Source organism: Pontibacter sp. H249 (assembly GCF_037892465.1).
In the GTDB taxonomy this organism is placed as follows: domain Bacteria; phylum Bacteroidota; class Bacteroidia; order Cytophagales; family Hymenobacteraceae; genus Pontibacter.
Genome location: NZ_JBBKTR010000008.1, coordinates 14323 through 34669, shown reverse-complemented (window position 1 = coordinate 34669; position 20347 = coordinate 14323). Strand labels below are relative to the sequence as shown.

The 20347-nt window shown below is 44.1% G+C and carries 16 protein-coding genes and 1 tRNA gene; 9 read left to right on the top strand and 8 right to left on the bottom strand.

The window, feature by feature from the left end; all coding sequences use genetic code 11:
* The 7 genes from WG943_RS11470 to WG943_RS11440 all read right to left on the bottom strand — a co-directional run bounded on the left by WG943_RS11470 (window position 1) and on the right by WG943_RS11440 (window position 9092).
* The gene (locus tag WG943_RS11470) at window positions 1-699 is read right to left on the bottom strand and encodes a CoA transferase subunit A (RefSeq protein WP_340409099.1); all 699 of its coding nucleotides are present in this window, start codon (window positions 697-699) and stop codon (window positions 1-3) included.
* A gap of 191 nt (window positions 700-890) precedes the next feature.
* A complete protein-coding gene (locus tag WG943_RS11465) occupies window positions 891-1820 on the bottom strand; it encodes a bifunctional riboflavin kinase/FAD synthetase (protein WP_340409097.1) in 930 nt (309 codons plus the stop codon).
* The gene (truB, locus tag WG943_RS11460) at window positions 1804-2499 is read right to left on the bottom strand and encodes a tRNA pseudouridine(55) synthase TruB (protein WP_340409096.1); all 696 of its coding nucleotides are present in this window, start codon (window positions 2497-2499) and stop codon (window positions 1804-1806) included. Before truB ends, WG943_RS11465 begins: the two co-directional genes overlap by 17 nt.
* 2 nt (window positions 2500-2501) lie before the next feature.
* Window positions 2502-3335, bottom strand: a complete 834-nt coding sequence (locus WG943_RS11455) for an undecaprenyl-diphosphate phosphatase (protein WP_340409094.1) — start codon at window positions 3333-3335, stop codon at window positions 2502-2504.
* Entirely contained in the window at window positions 3336-3554 is a 219-nt protein-coding gene (locus WG943_RS11450) for a DUF3098 domain-containing protein (RefSeq protein ID WP_340409092.1), read from the bottom strand.
* Window positions 3555-3556: 2 nt separating this feature from the next.
* Window positions 3557-4453, bottom strand: coding sequence for a cell division protein FtsX (locus tag WG943_RS11445; protein ID WP_340409091.1), 897 nt, complete (start codon window positions 4451-4453; stop codon window positions 3557-3559).
* A 106-nt stretch (window positions 4454-4559) separates the two neighbouring features.
* Entirely contained in the window at window positions 4560-9092 is a 4533-nt protein-coding gene (locus WG943_RS11440; protein ID WP_340409090.1) for a translocation/assembly module TamB domain-containing protein, read from the bottom strand.
* A gap of 3 nt (window positions 9093-9095) precedes the next feature.
* Between WG943_RS11440 and tsaD the strand changes: the two genes are divergently transcribed.
* The 9 genes from tsaD (at window position 9096) to cphA (ending at window position 19125) form a co-directional block, all read left to right on the top strand.
* Entirely contained in the window at window positions 9096-10103 is a 1008-nt protein-coding gene (gene tsaD, locus WG943_RS11435) for a tRNA (adenosine(37)-N6)-threonylcarbamoyltransferase complex transferase subunit TsaD (protein ID WP_340409088.1), read from the top strand.
* An 81-nt stretch (window positions 10104-10184) separates the two neighbouring features.
* Window positions 10185-10604 (top strand): thioesterase family protein, encoded by a 420-nt coding sequence (locus tag WG943_RS11430; protein ID WP_340409086.1) that lies wholly within the window; start codon window positions 10185-10187, stop codon window positions 10602-10604.
* Window positions 10605-11072, top strand: coding sequence for an SsrA-binding protein SmpB (gene smpB, locus WG943_RS11425; protein ID WP_340409084.1), 468 nt, complete (start codon window positions 10605-10607; stop codon window positions 11070-11072).
* A 139-nt stretch (window positions 11073-11211) separates the two neighbouring features.
* Entirely contained in the window at window positions 11212-11988 is a 777-nt protein-coding gene (locus WG943_RS11420) for a C40 family peptidase (RefSeq protein WP_340409082.1), read from the top strand.
* Window positions 11989-12070: 82 nt separating this feature from the next.
* Window positions 12071-12583, top strand: a complete 513-nt coding sequence (locus tag WG943_RS11415; protein WP_340409081.1) for an HNH endonuclease — start codon at window positions 12071-12073, stop codon at window positions 12581-12583.
* Between the two features lie 649 nt (window positions 12584-13232).
* Window positions 13233-15116, top strand: a complete 1884-nt coding sequence (gene rpsA, locus WG943_RS11410; RefSeq protein WP_340409080.1) for a 30S ribosomal protein S1 — start codon at window positions 13233-13235, stop codon at window positions 15114-15116.
* Between the two features lie 209 nt (window positions 15117-15325).
* Window positions 15326-15916, top strand: coding sequence for a flavodoxin family protein (locus WG943_RS11405; RefSeq protein WP_340409078.1), 591 nt, complete (start codon window positions 15326-15328; stop codon window positions 15914-15916).
* 146 nt (window positions 15917-16062) lie between these two features.
* Window positions 16063-16133, top strand: a tRNA-Cys gene (locus WG943_RS11400).
* 364 nt (window positions 16134-16497) lie between these two features.
* Window positions 16498-19125 carry a cyanophycin synthetase gene (gene cphA / locus WG943_RS11395; protein WP_340409076.1) on the top strand — a complete coding sequence of 876 codons (2628 nt, stop codon included), beginning with the start codon at window positions 16498-16500 and terminating at the stop codon, window positions 19123-19125.
* A 189-nt stretch (window positions 19126-19314) separates the two neighbouring features.
* On the opposite strand, the gene WG943_RS11390 is transcribed toward cphA, so the two are convergent.
* Complete coding sequence (locus tag WG943_RS11390; protein WP_340409075.1) at window positions 19315-20256, bottom strand: hypothetical protein; 942 nt, start codon at window positions 20254-20256, stop codon at window positions 19315-19317.
* Window positions 20257-20347 lie beyond the last annotated feature (91 nt).

The following is a 20347-nucleotide window of genomic DNA, read 5'->3' as shown; positions in this document are numbered from 1 at the left end:
TTAAGCCTGTCTAACTGTCCTCTGCTCGATGCGTTTTTCATACTTTTCGCCCTGGAAAATGCGCTGTACAAAAATGCCAGGTGTATGAATCATATTTGGGTCTAGTTCGCCGGCTGGTACCAGCTCTTCTACCTCTGCAACAGTTATCTTGCCGGCCGTAGCCATCATTGGATTAAAGTTTCGGGCTGTTCCTTTGTAGATCAGGTTGCCAGCCGTATCGCCTTTCCAGGCTTTTACAAAAGCGAAATCAGCTCTAAGCCACTCTTCCATCAGGTACATTTTGCCGTTAAACTCACGACTTTCTTTGCCTTCGCCTACCTCGGTGCCGTAACCAGCCGGCGTAAAAAAGGCAGGTATACCAGCTCCACCTGCGCGAATACGCTCTGCCAGTGTGCCCTGTGGTATAAGTTCTACCTCGAGTTCTCCTGAAAGAAGCTGGCGCTCAAACTCAGCGTTCTCACCTACATAGCTGGAAATCATTTTCTTTACCTGGCGCTTCTGCAACAGCAGGCCAATACCAAAATCATCTACACCGGCGTTGTTAGAAATACAGGTCAGGTCTTTTACGCCTAACTTAAGTAGCTCTGAAATAGCGTTCTCCGGGATTCCGCACAGGCCAAAACCACCAAGCATCAGAGTCATGCCGTCTTGCACGCCCTGTAGAGCTTCTTGTGCGTTCTTAACAGTTTTATTAATCATAGTTGGTTTATTGTGCTGATGTGTTCATGTACTAAAGCAAGTAATAACTACTTGTTTCTCCATAAAAGCACTGTTATACATTTTATTTCTGTAGTAGGTAAGATAGATAGAAAAAAAGCCATATACAATGTATGGCTTTTCGTTTTTGGGTGAAATAGGTTTTATCTTAGGTGAAATTTATTGTCTATACCTCATACTTGCAGTACCTTCCTGGTTGCCTCCTCGTCTCGTTTTAACTGCGTTTTCAGTTCATCCAGTCCACTAAACATCTTCTCGTTGCGCAGGTGCTCTACAAATTCTACTGTTATACTTTTGCCGTAGATATCTTGGTTAAAATCAAGTATGTGCACTTCTAATGAAAGATCTTTCCCTGACACCGTAGGTCGTAAACCTATGTTCATCATAGCAGGGTAGTTCTCATTATCAAGAGAGACTATAACTGCATATACGCCATTGGCAGGTGTAAGCTTATGAGCTTCGGGAAGTGCCAGGTTTGCAGTAGGAAACCCAATAGTACGGCCAATTTTATCACCTTCTATAACAGTAGATGTGATCGTATACTTCCGTCCTAAGTATAAGGTAGCTGTATCAATATCGCCAACCTCCAGGGCTTTGCGGATTTTGGTAGAGCTAACTCCAACGTCATCAATATCCTGGCGCGGAATCTCTTCTACTTCAAAGCCATACTGTGCAGACCGCGCCTTTAGGTTTTCGAAGCTACCCTCACGATTTTTACCGAAACGGTGGTCGTAGCCAATAACTAGGAGCTTTGTATTAAGTGCCTTAACTAGTATATCGGTAATAAAGCTGCGGGAACTGGTACGCGAAAACTCTTTTGTGAAAGGTATAATCAGCAGGTAATCAATTCCAAAGCCGCTCAACTGATCAATTCTCTCCTCAATAGTAGAAAGCAGCTTTAGCTTGTTATCTTCCGGAAAGAGCACCAGACGGGGGTGTGGCCAGTAAGTAATCACCACACTTTGCCCGTTTTTTTCTTTGGCGCGCTCTATTACACGCCTCAGTATTTTCTGATGGCCAATGTGTACGCCATCAAAAGTACCGCTGGTAACAACGGGGTAACTTAATTGCGGAAAGTCTGCTATATCACGAATTACTTTCATTCGCCTCTAGCTGCTTTTTTCTGATTTCCTGGATGTCTTCTATCGTAAGGGCATCTTCCAGTTTATACTCGCCAATGCGCGTTCGAACCAGAGAAGAAAGGTGTGCTCCACAACCTAATATCTTACCCAAGTCATGCGCCAGGCTGCGAATGTAAGTACCTTTTGTGCAGATTACGCTAAAGTGCAGTTCAGGGCCTTCTATTTTGTTGATATCAAATGCCTTGATGGTAATGGTACGGGGCTTGAGCTCTGCAGACTTTCCTTTTCTGGCTAGGTCGTAGGCACGCTTACCGTCTACCATCACAGCTGAATAGATAGGAGGGACCTGTTCTATGGTGCCAACAAATTGCTTGGCAGCTGCCTTTATTTCGTCTTCTGTCAGGTGACTGATGTCGCAGGTCTCGGTTACTTCGGTCTCGCGGTCGTAAGAAGGGGTAATTTCACCAATGCGGATTGTACCGGTATACTCCTTTTCCTGCCCCTGAATCTCTTCGATGCGCTTAGTATACTTGCCTGTGCAAAGTATAAGCAGCCCCGATGCCAGAGGGTCTAAAGTGCCGGCGTGGCCTACTTTTTTAACACGTATAGTGTTGCGCACCTTCTTAACCACATCAAAGGATGTCCAGTCGAGTGGTTTGTTTATTAGTAGTATTTCGCCTTCGGCAAAATTATAGTCCATAATTATACTCTTAAGTCTACGCCCATGGCAAGCAGTGCAAGCAAGGCAATACCAAGTGCTATTCTGTAGTAGCCAAACATTTTAAAGCCATACTTTGTCAAGAAGCTGATGAAGAAGCGAATCGCCAGCATGGCTACGATAAAGGCTACAAAGTTACCAACCAGCAGTATCTGCAAATCATCAGATGTGATCACTTCAAAGCTGTTAGTTATTTTAACGATGTCGAACTTTAAAAGGTCAGATAGCTCTAAGCCAAGCAGATCAGTGATAAGCTTGTAGGTAGCAGCAGCCAGCATGGTAGGTACAGCCAGGAAGAAAGAGAATTCTGCGGCAGCTTTCCTGTCGATGCCCTGCGCCAAACCGCCGATAATGGAGGCAGCCGACCTTGAAACACCTGGTATCATAGCCAGACATTGTGCTAAGCCAATCAGGAAAGCGTTTTTATAAGTAATCTCAGTGTTATCTGAGTTGCGGAACCACTTATCCACGAACAGGAGTACAATTCCTCCTAACACCAGCATAGTTGCCGTAACAAGAACACTCTCCAGAAGCGAGTCGATGATGTCGTTAAAGGCAAACCCTAAAACGGCGGCAGGTATAAAAGCAATGAATAATTTAAAGTAAAAGTTTATACCCTGTACAAAGCGGCGCCAATACAGCACTACTACCGAAAGTATAGCCCCAAACTGTATGTTAACTGTAAAAATCTTGGTTATCGGCAGCTCGTTTATACCCATCAGGCTCGAAGCGATAATCATGTGTCCGGTGGACGAAACAGGTAAGAACTCGGTAAGCCCTTCAACAATGGCTAATATGATAGCCTGCCAAATACTCATTTATCTATGTGTTTTATCCTTTACCATGATAGCAAACAGCTCAATAATAAAGCCTGCCATTACTACTATTGGGCCCAACGTGATGCCCATAAATCCAAGGCCATATGCCTCTTTATCCAGCGTCATGATGATAAAACCTACAGCTAATACCACTATGCCAATAAGCATAAGAGTATAGTTTTTTTTGCCGAAGGCCAGTCTGTCTTTATTTTCTTCCATGTTTAGTATAGTTCATCTAAAGATAAGCCAAGGTATTTACGTACAGCTCTGTAAGAGCTTAAGAACCCGATCACAATACCGATAAGCACTAACGCACCCATCAACAGATAGGTTTGCTCGTCGTTGCGCAGCAACTTCAACTCTTCTACCTCGTGGTAAGCGTACTGCATCAGGGCAAATAACAGCATAGAGGCTACAACACCGCTTATCATACCCTGCAATGCGGCTCTGTTTAAAAAGGGCCGCTGAATAAAATACGATGTCGCACCTACCAACTGCATACTCCTGATCAAGAAACGCTGCGAGAATAACGCCAGCTTTACTGTATTATTAATAAGTATGATAACTACAAGTATAAGTATACCTGCAAATGCCAGCAAGAGGACGCTGATTTTCTCAATATTGGAGTTGATAGATTCTATCAGGCTCTCCACATACTGTACTTCATACACGCCGTTCACAGATTCCAAGTCAAGCTTTATACTTTTGAGTTCGGGTGAGCTGGAGTGGTCTGCGTCAATTCTAAGCACATAGGCATCGCGCAGCGGGTTATCGCCCAAGAATTCCATAAAGTCTTCGCCGGTCTCATCTAAAAAAGCCTTTGCACCTTCTTCTTTAGAGATAAAACGTACTTGTGCCGTATCGTTTTGCTGCGCTACGTAATCTTTAGCGGTAAATGTTTTTTGCAAGCGGGTAAGCTGTGTATCGGTCAGGTTTTTATCAAGGTAAACCTGCATTTCAATACTTTCTTTTACTTTATCAGAGAGTTTGCTGGCGTGGATTAGCAGCAAACCAAAAAGCCCAATCACAAACAGGGCCAGCGATATGCTGAATACCACCATCAGGTGAGGGTAATTACCTAACTTCTTTTTCTTGATATGTTTAATGTTTCTTGCCATACTACGAGCTTCCTCACAAAAATAGAAATATTATTTAGAAATATAGCGGATAAGCCCCTTCTAAAGCAAAAAGGCCCGGCTTTATACTTGCCAGGCCTTTTTGCTTTTATAGATTTAATCTTGGATCGGAATCCAGAATGATCCTTTCCCGCTCTAATTCCCGTTCCTGCTGCCTTCGTTCGCGCCTCTGGCTGCCAAACAGCTCCCGCAAGTTATCAAAACGCTTCGTGTGCAAAAAGCTGATACGTTGCCTTGATGCCACAGAAGTTCTGTAGTCGAAGTAGGTGCGGGGAGTGGTGCTGTATTCCAGTCTTAGCCTGAGCTCGCCTGATTGTGTAATGTAATATTCTAAGAACCAGTCTCCAACATAGTTGGTAGCGTTGTTAGCTCCGTTTAGTTCGTTGCTGCCTCCAATACCTGTTTGGTTTGTTACCCTTAGCCTGCCCTGGAAAAAAGTATAGCTCAGGCGCAGTTGCAGGGTAGAGAGAGATTCTTGGTTGATGCCCGTTAAACCTATGTCTATCTCCAGGTTGCTGTCGATGCTGCTCAGGAAGGTATTTAGCTGCCCAGTTAGTAAACTACCTAAGCTACCACCCACCGCACTTGCGCCCACGCCGCTTTCCAGGGTAAGGGAGCCCGGTGTGGTAAGGCGTTGCAATACCAGCAAGCTAAAGACCTGCCTGTTCAGTTCTGTTTCATCATTGTTTATACTATTAAGTATAGAAATATCAGTTGTAGCCAATCGTAAGCCAAGGTCAACCTGAGGTGTTAAAAGTGGGCCGGTCAATCCGATCTCTACTGTAACTGGCTCCCGAACGTTTTGATAGCCTAGCGGCTGTAGCGAAGTAAGTTGTGTGTATTCTGCCACAATGTTCATGACACCGGCTGTCGGATCTCCATTCCAAGTGATAGTGCCTCCCGGTACTACCCTGAATTCCCGGCTTACAAGCCCCTCAAGCAGGTTAAGGTTGTAAGCGCCATTCGTAATTTCGAAGCCGCCATACATGTTAAATTCACCCCGCGTGTCGATGGTCATCCTGATGTCGCCGTTGCCGCTGCCCCTGATCACGTCACCGGTGGTTCTGTCGATGATGATCTCAAAGTATGCGTCGTCGGTAACATTCAGGTTAAAGTCCAGGTTAATGCCAGATAGGTCGACCTGCTGGTCCTCTACAGCCAGTCCGATGCCTGTTGTATCGGCACCTTCTTTCTCTACAAACCGGATAAAGTCTTTTCGAGCTACATCTGTCTGATAATCGAGTGGCAGTACGATACGTGTGTTCTCGTTACTGGTGGCATCCACTTTTACCTGCAGATTATCAGTAGGGCCCAAGACACTGGCAGACCCAGAGGCGAACGCGGTACCGTAGAATAACTCGTTCTGCTCTTCTGTGGTATTTAACACCATAAAGTTCTTGTAACGGGCATCGATGTCAAGCACCATGTTTTGGAAACCATCGTGGGCGATACCACCCGATACTGTTGCACGGTTACCAAAGATATCACGTAGTTGAGCGTTCCGGAAGCTGATGCTGTTGGCGTCAAAGTATATTCTGTCGGAGAAAGTATAGGCTGTGTTCAGGTAATCAAATGTAAATTGGCCTTTTGTAACCATTACAGAGCCTTTGAGTATCGGGTAATCAAGTCGGCCAAGTATGCGCAGCCTGCCTTCCATCTCCCCGTTTAGGTCAGACATAATATCTTTCAGCACCGGCTCTACCAGTTTCAGATTGGTCTGATCGAGCACGGCCAGCAGGTCTAGTTGGTCTTCGTTGGCTAATGGGCTGTAGTTACCTGTAACAGTTAATACTTTTTTGTTATCCCGTTCAATCCCGACATCTACAGAGGCTTGCTTAAGTTTGTTATTCCAATGCGTTTGCCCTTGCACATTGCCAATATAAACTGCATCCAGGTAAAATGAGTCTACCCGCATACTCCCGTCGAAGGTGGTGTTCTGATAAACATCCTGGGTTATAACCTCGCCTGTTACCTTGCCTGCTATAGGCATTGTCAGGAGTGGGTTTAGGTTACGGAGGTCAAAATTATCTACATTTACCACCAACTTGCTATCTGGCGCCTCTGACACTTCGCCTTCGGCCCTGATGACCTGATCTTTGTTTGAAAGAGAAAAGTTCTCAAAAACAAGTTTCTTGCCCGCTTCACTTATATATAAGGTATTGCCAGGGTTAAATGCCCAGGCGTTTTGTTGTACTACAATGTTAGATCTGTCAAATACAATCTGTATCTGATCCTGCAAAAAGTTAAGGTCTCCTGTAATAGAGGCTCTGTTATTAAGCTCTGGTTGCCGAATGCTGGTTGCAAAATCTATTTTACGTTCACTCCAGATGCTTTCCAGGTAAAAATCTTGTGTGGCACCGGCGCCAGGCAGTTGTTGTTTTTGTGATGTGAAAAGTGCAGCCGCCAGTACGTCAGGGTTGTTCTGTATTTTTGATGTGTTTAGTTCTATGGCATTATTATACAGCTCATAGTCTTGGTAGAGCAGTGTGTCTACAGCTGCATAAAGCGTAAGTATAACCGTGTTCTCGTGCCGAAATGATCCTTCTATAGTAGTAGGAGAGGAGATATGCAGGTCGGGAATAAACAGGTTAAAAAGTGGCTGAGGCCTTTTCAGGTTGATGTTGTAATTTAAAGCGTACTCCTGACTAGGCTGTTTGGACTTTCGGGCATAGTAGGCATCGGTGGCGGCATCGTTACTCTCGAAGTTAAGCTCATACTCATATACCAGCGTTTTCAGGTCGTCAATCAGTGTGGTATAGTCAAAGTTGCCGTTTACCTTCAGGTTTAGCAAGTCGGAGGTAAGGGCGAGGCTTCTCTGGCCACCCGCAACCTCAGAGTTTACCGCGATGGTATCTAATGCAAGGTCTTTGCCCTTGTAGCTGATAAAAGCACTATCTAATTGGGCACTTCCTGCAAAGGCATCCAAACTTAGGCCGCTAAAGTTAAGATTGGCATTGGCGCTTAAAGAGAAGGGAACATCAGAGATTTTTAAGGCTTGCAAGTCTACACGCCTGATATCTGCCATCATATTAAACGCCTGTTGCTGTTGTGCCAGGTTAACTACACCGTTTGCTGTAAACGTAAGGTTTGGGTCGTTGGCAGAAACCTGGCCTGTAAAGGTTTGTTGAGCAAGTGTACCATTAGCCTTAATGTTTTGGTAATTGTACCCCAGCATCTGTACCTGGTTGATGGTGGCATCCATATTTACGTTAGCATCCTGTAGCGTAAAACCAGAGCCTTCTAACTTGCCACTCATCGAAATCGTCCTGATCTTGTCTTCAATATTCAGGAGTCTCCCAATGTTGAAGCTGTTTGTAGTCAGGAAACCGCTGTAGGAAGAGCGCCGGGTATTGTCATCAATTTTTAGGTTAATATCTGAACGTAAACTACCCAAGGCAGTAGAGAAATTACCATTGGATACAAAGTCATTGTAAAAACCCAGAAAGCGGCCATCCAGACGTACAGTGCCAAGGCGTGAAGCAATATTAAATGCGTCCCGGGGAAGAAACTGCTGTATATCCCGGGCATTAATAGTTGAAGACTTCAGACGCAGGTTAGCAAAAGTCTCTTTAAAGTTTGGCAGGCCATCGGCACTTATACTTCCAATGATGCGCGTGTTTTCGCCGTACTCCAGGTCCACATCGGTGGCTGTAAAGTTTTTTACCTTGCCTTTAAAATCCGCGGAATTTACCTGAATTACTTCCTTTTGGTATTCTTTGATCTGCGGAGCAAAAACTATAATGTCTTTGAAATATACTTTAGAGTCCTGTAGCCGCACCGTCATTTTTATACTATCGTTGAACTCGGTAAAATTTCCGAACTCCTCATAGTCGAAGCGTATAAAATCTTTCAGGTTACTTTCGTTTACCTGCAGGTCTAGCTGGTCCCACTCCCAGAAGGTGGAGGCGTAGGTCATGCGGGTATCCAGGTTGTGCAGCTTGGTATTAGAGCGGGCTTCAATGGTGCTGAAGTTTGTAATGTTGGCTTTCAGCGTGTCATCGAGTTGCAGTTCGTTAAACCGTCCGCTTATATTGTCAAAGGTCATGTGGGCATAGTCCATGCCTTCTGCAGTAGGAACCTTCCTGAAATCATCGTAAATAAAACGGCCATCGTTCAGCACCAGCTCATCCAGGGTAAAGTAAAATGGCTGAGATGGTTTGGTGGTGTCTTTTACAAACAAATTGCCGAGGGCAGATATGAACCTGCTCATATTAAGAGAGTCGGTTTTTTCATACACTACAAGGCTGGCCCGGGGCTGATCCAGGGTGAGGGTGCTTATATTTAGTGTATTTGGGTTAAAAACGGACCAGGTGCCAATCTCAGCATCTGCCTTGCCAATATAAAAGAGCTCATTGCCCCGGTAGTCTTTCACCAGTACATCTTCTAGTACTACCTCACTGAAAAAGGAAATATCTACGCGACCTATACTTACCTCATGGTTTAAGCGGTCAGAAAAATAAGAAGCTACTTCTTTTACGATCCTGGTCTGCACTCCCGGGAAGCGAATAGCCACAAAAACAGTCGCAAAAACGAGTAAAAGGAACAGGATTAGCCCTAAAACTATTTTTAGAATAGCTTTTCCTATAACTTTGAAGTAATTTATTGACTGTTCTTTTTCCAAAAGATGATTGAACCTACGATTTTAGCGATCGAATCCTCATGCGACGATACCTCCGCTGCCGTTATACGGGGCGGCAAAGTATTGTCTAATATAGTAACAACGCAGGCTGTGCACGAGCAGTATGGCGGTGTGGTGCCTGAATTAGCTTCCAGAGCACATCAGCAGAACATCATACCTGTTGTACACCAGGCTTTGCGAACAGCAAATGTAAGTAAAAGTGAGTTAAATGCAGTTGCTTTTACCCTCGGCCCCGGCCTTTTGGGTGCTTTGCTTGTTGGCTGCTCTTTTGCCAAATCGTTTGCGTTGGGGTTGGGCATACCTTTAATTGAGGTAAACCACATGCAGGCGCATATTTTAGCGCACTTTATCGATGATCCTAAACCGCAATTTCCGTTCCTATGTTTAACCGTTAGTGGTGGCCATACACAAATAGTTTTGGTAAAAGATCACCTAGACATGGAAATTATTGGCCAGACAACCGATGATGCCGTAGGAGAGGCCTTTGATAAAACAGCTAAAATGCTGGGCCTGCCTTACCCGGGCGGACCAATGCTGGATAAGAAGGCTGCATTAGGCAACCCGGATGCCTTCCAGTTTCCGGTGGGCAACATGCCAGAGTATAACTTCTCGTTCAGTGGCATTAAAACCTCTGTTTTATACTTTCTGCGCGACAAGGTAAAGGAGAACCCGAATTTTGTGGAGGAGAACATCAACGACATCTGCGCCAGCGTACAGAAGACCTTGATCAAGACGCTACTGAAGAAGCTGAAGCTGGCTGCTAATGATCTGGACATAAAAGAAATTGCGATAGCAGGTGGGGTGTCGGCCAATTCAGGGCTTCGCCAAACACTGCAGGAATCAGCTAAAAAGTATAACTGGAACGTATATATTCCGGCTTTCCAGTACTGCACCGACAATGCCGGTATGATTGCCATGGCGGCACACTACCAGTACTTGAAAGGTGATTTTGCTGACCAGTACGTAAGCCCGGAGCCTAGACTCAAGTTTTAGTTGCTGATTATTGACTGATATTGAGGCTAGATCAGGGAATATTATTCATACCATAACGTATTTATACTTTATCTGAAAAGTATGAAAGAAAACAACCAACAGGCAGCAACAAAGAATATTAAGATAGGCGCCACCCGAACCTATATAAAACACGTAACTGCCGCAGACTTTGCCCGTTTCGAAGATGGTCTGGTACACGCTGTTTGCTCTACTTTTTCGTTAGCGCAGGCTGCAGAATGGGCAGGCAGGTTGTTTGTTTTGGATATGAAAGCAGAAGATGAAGAGGGTATAGGTACTTGTTTGACTATCAATCATAAAGCCCCAGCTTTTGAGGGCGATAGTATAACTATAGTAGCCACCCTGGAGAAGTATGACGTGTATGAGGTGATCTGTAGCTACAAAGCCACTGTAGGTGAGAGATTGGTGGCAGACGGGCAGACGGGACAGAAGATTTTGAAAAAAGAGAAACTAGCCAGAATTTTGGCGCCGAAGAAAGTATAAATGGCAAAAGATAAAGACAGAATTCAGAAGCACGTTAACATCGTAAACCGTAAAGCTTCGTTCGAATATCAGTTTATTGATAAGTATACTGCAGGCATTATGCTAAAGGGTACTGAAATCAAGTCTATAAGAGAGGGTAAGGTAAATATGCAAGATGGCTATGCTGTGTTCACAAGCGGAGAGCTTTGGTTGCATAACCTGCACATATCTACTTATACCGAGGGTACACACTATAACCACGAACCGATGCGCCCACGCAAGCTGCTGTTGAACAAGCGTGAGCTTCGTAAACTGGAGTCGGGAGCAGAGGAGCAAGGCGTTACCATTATACCTACACGTGTTTTTGTAAATGATCGTGGCTTTGCTAAAGTAGAGATTGCGCTGGCCCGAGGTAAAAAGCTGTACGATAAGCGGCAAGACATCAAAGAAAAAGATGTGAAGCGCGAAATGGACAGGGCAGGATATTAAGTGAATTTTGAAAGAGTGAACTATTAATAGCTCGGTCAATAGTCTTGCATTTGACTTAGTGATCGACAATTAATTTGCTAACCCATCATTCTGTAATCTCTCATTCAAAGAACAATCACTCATTTAAAATTAGAAAATCGTGGAATACGGGATATGCTCACTTAGTTTGGTGCCGATGCGTTCCGAAGCTTCTGATAAAGCAGAGGTAGTAACGCAGGTTCTTTTTGGCGAATGCTATGAGGTAATGTCCAGAGATGGTAGTTGGCTGCGCGTGCAATTAGCATCGGATGGCTATCAGGGTTGGATAGATCAAAAGCAACACACACCAACTGCAGGAGACTATTACAAGGAATGGGCTAGTAAAACTCACCCACGAGCCCTGGATCTGCTACAGGTAGTAACCGGCAACAATACTCGTGTTCCTATAGGTGTTGGCAGCTATCTTCCTTTCTTTGATGGGATGAGTATTCGGGTGAATGATGAAAGTATGGTTTACAATGGTCGTGCTTCAAATCCCTTAGTGCCAGCCACTACAGCACAGCTAGTTAAAGTGGCACTTAATTTTATCAAAGCTCCTTACATGTGGGGCGGCAAATCCATTTTCGGTATCGATTGTTCGGGGTTTGCACAGCAGGTATTTGGTATCTGTGGGTACCAGTTGCCCCGCGATGCTTATCAGCAGGTGTCGCATGGGGAGGAGGTGCACTTTGTAACGCAGTCGCAACCCGGTGATTTAGCCTTTTTCTCTAACGACGAAGGACGAATTGCTCATGTGGGTATTGTGCTGGAGGGGCAGAAAATCATACATGCCCATGGAGAAGTGCGCATCGACACGTTAGACCATAATGGTATTTATGATACCGAAAAGAAACGTTACTCTCATAGCTTACGCATTATAAAGCGTCTATCTTTCTAATTTTCAGCAGTTTTCTTTAAAACTTTTACCCTTTTCGATAGGTTTTCTCCGTAAAAGCTTTTTGTAAGCTACGGAGGCTGCCATGAAAGATAAAGTTCTCATCCTTAACCAAGACTTCAGTGCCATCGCAGTATGCTCTGTGCACAAAGCATTCCTGCTGGTATACCTCAACAAAGCCGAGACAGTATCAAAGGCCCAAGACGCATTTCTGCGCACTGTAAATAGGGTATATCCTGTTCCGTCAGTAATCAGGCTGCAGCATTACGTGCGGGTGCCCTACTATGGTATAGCCCTGAGCAGGCACAACGTAATGCGCCGTGATAACTATAGCTGTCAGTACTGTGGCTCACCCAAAAACCTTACTTTAGACCACCTGATGCCGCGCTCCAGGGGAGGGGAGACCAATTGGCTGAACCTTGTTACAGCCTGCATGCGCTGCAACACACGAAAAGGCGATCGCACCCCAGAAGAGGCAGGCCTGAAACTTAGTCGTAAACCCATCAAGCCATCCTTGCATTACTTCCTTCAAATGCACCTTAATTCTGATAATCAGGACTGGGGAGTATACTTAGGTAAGGCTAAGGAATTTAATTAAGCTAATACTAAAATATTTAGCTTAAACTTTATAAAAGGCATTAAATCAGATGGAAGTACTTGTCTTGTTAAGGTATAAATATAGGTGCTAAGTATAACAGAGTGCTTTAGGAGTTATAAGCTGTTTGGCAGCGTATATCATGACTAATACTCCCTTTTGCTGTTACAGTTTCAATGTAATTGTTAGTCCCTGTATGCTAACCTCAACCCTGATCCAATTATCCTGTTACTAGGCAGGAGTCTCTGATATTACTCTTGTTAGATATAAGTTAAGCAACTTGATCCTGAACACCCTGCTGTCAAGATCTACTTACATGTCAAAATTGAGAATGTTGCTAAATAAAAGATAAATGGAGTAAGAAGTATAAATCTCTCTCTTTGATAAGGTTAGTTAGGTTAGGTAATTCAAGCAAAATCCTACGCATTGACATGTGCTTCACAAAATTTCCTGGATTATATACTTGTTTATACTTCCACTCACCATAATTCATACTTGCAAAACTCAAAAGGATTAGTTTTTTATAAGAGATTTTGTTACTTTTGCCGCTCATTCAAGTGAGTGGTCCTGAGTCATATCAGGGAAATGTATAACCTAAACCAAATCAGCGGATTGCTCTACGCTGGTGGCTACTCCAGAGCAATAAAATAATATGAGTAATTCTCCAGAAAATTTCGATTGGGACAAGTTTGAGTCTCAAGGTTTCGGCGGCGGCTACAGCAAAGAAGAGAAAGCCGAAATGGAAAAAATGTATGACGACACCCTGACTACCGTACAGGAGCAGGAGGTTGTTAAAGGAACAGTTGTTGGTATCACTGATCGTGACGTGATCCTGAACATCGGTTTCAAATCTGACGGCTTGGTTCCGGTTTCAGAATTCAGAGATCTACCTGAACTGAAAGTTGGTGACGAAGTTGAAGTATTTATCGAAGACCAGGAAGATCCAAACGGTCAGCTTATCTTGTCTCGCAAGAAAGCGAAAATCGTTTCTGCTTGGGCTAGCATCTACGATGCACTTGAGAATGACAACATTCTGGAAGGTATCGTTAAGAGAAGAACGAAAGGTGGTCTTATCATGGATATCCATGGTGTTGAGGCCTTCTTACCAGGTTCTCAGATCGACGTGAAGCCGATCCGTGACTTCGACGTGTTCGTAGGTAAGAAAATGGAAGTGAAAGTTGTGAAAATCAACGCCGCTTTCGACAACGTAGTAGTTTCTCACAAAGTACTTATCGAGAAAGACCTGGAGCAGCAGCGTGCCGCTATCCTGAACAACTTAGAGCGTGGTCAGGTATTAGAGGGCGTTATCAAGAACATGACAAACTTCGGTGTGTTCATCGACCTTGGTGGCGTAGACGGTCTGCTTCACATCACAGATATTTCATGGGGCCGTATCAACCACCCAGAGGAAGTATTGAACTTGGATCAGAAGGTACAGGTAGTAGTACTTGACTTTGATGATGACAAGAAGCGTATTTCTCTAGGCATGAAGCAGCTTACTCCGCACCCTTGGGATGCGTTGCCAGCTGACATCGAGGTTGGCTCAAGAGTTAAAGGTAAAATCGTTAACGTGGCTGACTACGGCGCATTCCTTGAGCTGATGCCAGGCGTTGAAGGTCTGATCCACGTTTCTGAAATGTCATGGTCACAGCACCTGCGCAACCCACAAGACTTCATTAAGCAAGGCGACGAGGTTGAGGCAGTTGTATTGACGCTTGACCGCGAAGAGCGTAAGATGTCTCTGGGCATTAAGCAGCTTACTGAAGATCCATGGACGAAAGAGGATGTGTTAACGAAATACGCAGTAGGCACTAAGCACACTGGCGTTGTTCGTAACCTGACTAACTTCGGTCTGTTCTTAGAGCTTGAAGAAGGTGTTGACGGTCTTGTACACGTTTCTGACCTTTCTTGGACTAAGAAGATCAAGCACCCATCTGAGTTCGTTAAAGTTGGCGAAAATCTTGACGTAGTTGTTCTGGAGCTTGACGTTCCAAACAGAAGACTTGCGTTAGGTCACAAGCAGCTTGAGGAGAACCCATGGGATACGTTCGAGTCTGTATTCAACATTGGCTCTACGCACAAAGCAACTGTTCTTGAGAAATCTGAAAGAGGTGCTACACTTGAGCTGCCTTACGGCATCGAAGGTTTCGCTTTCCCTAAAGGATTAACTAAAGAAGACGGTTCTCAGGTAGAAGCAGGTGAGAGCCTTGACTTCAAAGTAACTGAGTTCTCTAAAGAAGATCGTAAGATCATTCTTTCTCACACTGCTACGCACACAGAGAGCGCTGATGCTGCTCGTATAGCGAAAGCTACGAAGAAGCCTTCTGCTGCTGCTGGCGAGAAGAAAGAGAAAGCTCCTAAAGTTCAGAAAGAAGCAGAGAACAAGTCTACCCTAGGTGACCTGGATGCCCTTTCTGCTCTGAAAGAGAAGATGATGGACAACGAGAAAGAAGCTGGCGTTAAAAAGTTAGAGGCTGCTGCTAAAAAAGCAAAAAGCTCTGACGAAGAAGCTTCTGAAGAAGAGAACAACGCTTAGTCTTAAGCTTGTTACATAGCAAAAGGCCCCGGAGCAATCCGGGGCCTTTTTTTGTATCATAACCTCGTACATTATTAAATAACTAAAATCTGTGCATTGCGAAGCTGATAACCAAATCACATAGTCAAAGTATAAACTTTAGCTTTACCCAAACCATATATTTTAAAATTGGTTAAAGTATTTTATACATTATTAACTATCTCTAAACTATGAAAGCAGTTATACTACTGGGTACCTTAAAAAGAGAGGGTTTATCTAACACTGAAGTTTTATCTGAATTTCTGGCGCAAACTTTTAAAAAACAGGGTGTGGATTGCAAGATCATTAAATTGGTGCAGCACACGATTTTACCAGGTACCTACAGTAACATGGGAGCGGGAGATGAGTGGCCGGCTATACTTGAGCAGCTACTAGACTCAGATATTATAATCATGGCAAGCCCAATCTGGTGGAATAACCAGTCTTCGGAGATACAGCGTGTGATTGAAAGGCTTGATGAGTTACATGATGAGATTCTGGAAGGCAAAGAGTCTAAACTAGCCGGTAAGACAGGGGGCATTGTTATAACCGGAGATTCAGACGGTGCCCAACATATAATTGCCAACGTGAGCAACTTTTACAATGCCATTGGTATATTGCTGCCCCCTTTTGCTACTCTTTCAGTGCTTTGGGAAAAACAAGCAAAAGGAAAAGACACAACACGTGAGGAGTTGATGGAAAAGTATAATAAGGAGTATGCTGATACGGCCGATAAAATGGTGAAGCAGCTTGTGAAGTATAGTAGCAGCAAGAGCAGCTAGTAATGGCTTAGTTTTAAATGTAAGATTGCCTTTTCCTTAAAATTAAGCGTCTGATAGTATATAACTTAGCAGTGTAGTATAAAAAATCTTACCGCTATAGTTTGACATGCATACATCTATGTGTATATTTGCACACCAAATAACACGGTAACGTGGCCGAGTGGCTAGGCTCAGCTCTGCAAAAGCTGCTACAGCGGTTCGAATCCGCTCGTTACCTCAAAGCCCTGATAAGAAATTATCGGGGCTTTTTGTTTTTACAAATTACTAATTCTCAGCCCAATCTGGCAGCTGCCTCAGTTTACCCTCTCTAAACGTAGAATTTGGACTATATTTTTTGATTCTGCTTAAATCTTTTGCCATTCTTTGACGTATGCATCTGTAAAAATACAGAAATAGCACCTTCACTAAAATCATATTCATAAGACTTATCATCGAATCAAGCAAAAAGTATAAAGCTCTTGTGCCTGACAGATTGGACAAGTAGGTTGACGTTTATACTTCGGATTACTGTTGCATTACAGCCAGAAGTATAAAGCACACATGAAGACAAAATAGCAATGCTTACGCACACAAATTGACACATGAAGATTATAGATTTGCGCGTGATGCGCGGACCAAACTATTGGTCAGTGAAGCACCCCAAGATCATCGTTATAAAGCTGGATTTAGAAGACCTTAGCCAGACACAAACAAACCAGGTACCGGATTTTTTCAGGCGACTTAAACATACTTTACCTGGTATGCACAGCCACCGCTCCGCAGAGGGCATAGAAGGTGGCTTTTTTAAAGCTGTGGAAGAGGGCACAACCTTTGGCCACGTGGTACAACACGTTGCCTTGGAGCTGCAAACCATTGCCGGTATGGACTCAGGATATGGTCGCTGCTATCCTGCAAAGGAGGAGGGGCATATGGTTGTTGTTTTCTCGTACCAGGAGGAGAGGGCCGGAGAGTATGCTGCCTATGCTGCGGTGCGTGTTACAAATGCGCTTATAAAAGGAGAAAAGTATAAACTAGCCGATGATATTGACCGCCTGCATGAAATACGGGAAGATGAGTATTTCGGACCTAGTACTTACGCCATTGTATCGGAGGCTGTAAGCCGTAATATACCCTATATCAGGCTCAACCGTCATTCCTTAATCCAGCTTGGCTACGGTGTAAACCAAAAGCGCATACAGGCTACCATGACAGGACAAACCGCCTGCTTTGCCGTAGAGATTGCCGGAGATAAGAACGCAACAAAGGCAATGTTGGAGGATGCGGGTATACCAGTACCGAAAGGCACTACCATCAGCACCTTGGATCAGCTTAAGCGGGCTGTAAACTGGCTGGGCTATCCGCTAGTAATTAAACCATTAGACGGGAACCACGGCAAGGGTGCTACTATCAACATCTCAAACCTGAAAGATGCACAACGTGGTTTTAACGAAGCTAAAGAGTACTCCGAAGATGTAATTGTGGAGCAGTACATCAGCGGCTTTGACTTTAGGCTACTTGTGATTAACGGTAAGTTTGTAGCAGCAGCCAAAAGAACGCCTGCTATGGTAACAGGAGATGGAGTTTCTACGATTAAGCAGCTCATCGATAAGGAAAACCAGGACCCAAGGCGTGGTGTAGGCCACGAAAAAGAGCTCACCAAGATTAAGATAGATAAACACACCCAGAATATTCTCAAAAACCTAAACCTGACCACTAAGTCTGTTTTACCAGCCGGTGAAGTGTTGTATCTTAAATCTACAGCCAATATAAGTACAGGCGGTACTGCCACCGATGTGACAGATTTGGTTGACTCTTACAATATATTGATGGCAGAGCGTATTGCAGGACTTATCGGGTTAGATATTTGCGGCATAGACGTAATGACCAATGACATTGCCATACCACTAAACGAGGCAAGAGGAGCTGTTCTGGAGGTAAATGCCGCACCTGGTTTCAGGATGCACATATCCCCAACCTATGGTTTGCCAAGAAACGTAGCAGAGCCGGTGGTGGATATGCTCTTTCCGAGAGGTACTCCTGGCCGAATTCCGATTATTGCTGTTACGGGTACTAACGGAAAAACCACTACTACCCGCCTTATTGCGCACATGGTTAAAGGCAAAGGTTACCAGGTTGGCTATACTACCACCGACGGTATTTACATTCAGGATAAACTGTTAGAGAAAGGCGATACAACCGGGGCCTACAGTGCAGAGTTCGTACTAAAAGATCCTACCGTGAATTTTGCTGTACTGGAATGTGCGCGTGGTGGCTTGCTGCGTTCAGGCCTTGGCTTCCAGCAATGTGATATCGGTATTGTTACTAACGTTAGTGCCGATCATTTAGGCCTAGGTGGCATAGATACCCTGGAAGAACTGGCAAGACTTAAATCGGTTATTCCGAAAAGTGTAAGCAAAGACGGCTATGCCATACTTAACGCCGATGATGACTTAGTATATGCCATGGCAGATGAGTTGGAATGCAAAGTAGCCTTGTTTAGTATGGATGAAGAAAACCCACGCATCCTGAAGCATATTGCCAAAGGCGGATTGGCAGCTGTATTTGAAAACGGATACATTTCTATCTTTAAAAACAGCTATAAGATCAGGATAGATAGGGTAGCAGATGTGCCTTTAACCTTTGGCGGGAAGGCCAGATTTAACATCGAAAATATTTTAGCTGCAACATTAGCAGGATATATTTCACATTTCGATGTTCAGGATATTAAAACTTCACTTCGCACGTTTATACCATCACCGAGCAAGACGCCAGGCCGTATGAACCTGTTTAAGTTTCCGCAGTTTGAGGTACTGGTAGATTATGCTCATAACGCCGGAGGGCTAAAGGCCATTGGCGACTTTGTAAATGCACTGGAAGTAACCAAGAAAGTTGGCATTATAGCCGGAGTAGGCGATCGCCGAACAGAAGACTTTTATGAGTTAGGACGTGTGGCAGGAGAGGCATTTGACGAAATAATAGTAAGGCTTGATGCCGATCTGCGTGGAAAGACAGCCGATGAGATTATTGGGCCTATTATGCAGGGTATAGAAGATGTAGCACCTGAAAAACAGGTAAAGCTGATAGCGGAAGAAATGCGTGCCATTGCTTACGCGCTGGAACACGGAGAACCGGGTTCATTTATTGCCATTTTCACCGAAGATGTTCACGAGTCGGTAAGGATGGTGGAAAGCTTTAAAGTTATTCAGGACCGTAAAGTACTTGTTGATTAATTCTAACGCTTGCGTTAGAGCTATTTTTACATGTGAACGATGGACTAAAGCCTCACCCTTAGGAGTGGGGCTTTTTTTATGGCTTACTATTTATACTTTGGCAGCAAACTATTCCATCTGCACGGCGAGATAGGCAATAAAAAAGCCCCTGCTAAGAAACAGAGGCTTTTTAACTAGGTTTTAAAGCTGTTATTTAAGCACGAAGTTTGTTCTGCCAATCATAAAGCCATCTGCGTACAGCTCAATAGTATGCTGTCCTTTTTTATACTCGGCGTTCTTATCGTATAAAAAGCTAAGCTGCTGCTGCGTATTGTCGAAAACAAAGTCGCGCTTGGCAGTATAGTACATGTCTTCTCCGTCTATCTGGAAAGAGCCAGAACCCATAGACAGGTTGTACAAAGCGGCTCCGTCTGGTTCAATTAAGCGCATATACACAGTTTTAGGTTCTTTTTCAGCAACATCGTTCTTAGCAAGTTTAAAAGCAACTCTGATCTTGTCTACGCGCTTGGCACGGTACTCACTGTCGCTGTCTTCTTTTTCTTTGCCACGCTGGTTTATAATGTTAACCTGAATGCTCTGTGCTTCTAGCCTTGATGCCACCTTTACCTTTTCTGTAAGGTCTGTATTGGTAGTTTTCATGGTAGTAAGGCTATCAGAAAGGCGATTCTGCGTTACTTTAAGGCCTGTGTTCTCTGTATACAGTGCCTGGTTATCTTCTTTCAGCCTAGCAATTTCAGCATCTTTTTCTTTTAGTTGCTTCTCAAAAGCGCTGGCTCTGTCGCGGAAACGGCGCTGGTCTGCAAGGCTGTAGCTGCTCTTTCTGAAACCGCGCAACTGGTTAAGGTCAGTTGAGATCTGGGCAATCTGTGCCTCCAAAGAATCATTTTCCAGTCCCATTGCCTGCAGCTCCTGGCTTTGTCTCTCGAAATCAGCCTTTAGGGCCTCGTATACTTTGATCTGGTTTTCCAGTTCGCTGTTCTTTACCCTGATAATCTCTTCCTGCTCTTCGGTTTTCTCTTTTTTCTGGTAATTCATGTAGATGAGAATACCATTGATGCTCAGTAGGACAACAAGAAGGCCTCCGATTAAGAGTTTGCGGTTGCTTCTATTTTCAGGTGTGTTTACTGACATAAGTAAGGGTTTAGTTTAATTATCTTCTTCGAAAAAATCTGTAATTTGACCAGTACTGAATAATGTAAGATTCAAATATAAAACATTTGTG

What these genes read in the sequence shown, in the direction of transcription:
- WG943_RS11470 (WP_340409099.1), bottom strand. Translation starts at nt 699, where the DNA reads ATGATTAATAAAACTGTTAAGAACGCACAAGAAGCTCTACAGGGCGTG.
- WG943_RS11465 (WP_340409097.1), bottom strand. Translation starts at nt 1,820, where the DNA reads ATGAAAGTAATTCGTGATATAGCAGACTTTCCGCAATTAAGTTACCCC.
- truB (WP_340409096.1), bottom strand. Translation starts at nt 2,499, where the DNA reads ATGGACTATAATTTTGCCGAAGGCGAAATACTACTAATAAACAAACCA.
- WG943_RS11455 (WP_340409094.1), bottom strand. Translation starts at nt 3,335, where the DNA reads ATGAGTATTTGGCAGGCTATCATATTAGCCATTGTTGAAGGGCTTACC.
- WG943_RS11450 (WP_340409092.1), bottom strand. Translation starts at nt 3,554, where the DNA reads ATGGAAGAAAATAAAGACAGACTGGCCTTCGGCAAAAAAAACTATACT.
- WG943_RS11445 (WP_340409091.1), bottom strand. Translation starts at nt 4,453, where the DNA reads ATGGCAAGAAACATTAAACATATCAAGAAAAAGAAGTTAGGTAATTAC.
- tsaD (WP_340409088.1), top strand. Translation starts at nt 9,096, where the DNA reads ATGATTGAACCTACGATTTTAGCGATCGAATCCTCATGCGACGATACC.
- WG943_RS11430 (WP_340409086.1), top strand. Translation starts at nt 10,185, where the DNA reads ATGAAAGAAAACAACCAACAGGCAGCAACAAAGAATATTAAGATAGGC.
- smpB (WP_340409084.1), top strand. Translation starts at nt 10,605, where the DNA reads ATGGCAAAAGATAAAGACAGAATTCAGAAGCACGTTAACATCGTAAAC.
- WG943_RS11415 (WP_340409081.1), top strand. Translation starts at nt 12,071, where the DNA reads ATGAAAGATAAAGTTCTCATCCTTAACCAAGACTTCAGTGCCATCGCA.
- rpsA (WP_340409080.1), top strand. Translation starts at nt 13,233, where the DNA reads ATGAGTAATTCTCCAGAAAATTTCGATTGGGACAAGTTTGAGTCTCAA.
- WG943_RS11405 (WP_340409078.1), top strand. Translation starts at nt 15,326, where the DNA reads ATGAAAGCAGTTATACTACTGGGTACCTTAAAAAGAGAGGGTTTATCT.
- cphA (WP_340409076.1), top strand. Translation starts at nt 16,498, where the DNA reads ATGAAGATTATAGATTTGCGCGTGATGCGCGGACCAAACTATTGGTCA.
- WG943_RS11390 (WP_340409075.1), bottom strand. Translation starts at nt 20,256, where the DNA reads ATGTCAGTAAACACACCTGAAAATAGAAGCAACCGCAAACTCTTAATC.